Below are 277 nucleotides of genomic sequence, written 5' to 3'. Positions count from 1 at the left end.
CCTATCAATCATTGCTATCTCTGCACCGCAGAGACCTGCTGTTTACCTACCTGCAACCCCCACCAACAACCATCGACCCCGACAACCTTGCAGCAACAACAAACAGCCTCGAAGGTGGCATCAACGCCCCCATAAAAGAACTAGCCCGCAGACACCGCGGACTATCACTACCGCATCAACGCACAGTGATGGATTGGTGGCTGTATCTACATACAGAAGTCCCTGACGATCCGGTCAAGATCGCCAGGGACCAACGATGGGGTCAAGACGCACTTTC

At 53.8% G+C, this 277-nt stretch carries 1 pseudogene; it reads left to right on the top strand.

The window, feature by feature from the left end:
- Window positions 1-277, top strand: a pseudogene (locus tag QP978_RS10805) (IS1249 family transposase); the annotation flags it as partial.

The organism is Corynebacterium sp. MSK035 (assembly GCF_030232615.1).
GTDB lineage: Bacteria > Actinomycetota > Actinomycetes > Mycobacteriales > Mycobacteriaceae > Corynebacterium > Corynebacterium jeikeium_D.
The sequence above is the reverse complement of the archived record's forward strand: the minus strand, read 5'-3'. Positions and strand labels throughout refer to the sequence as shown.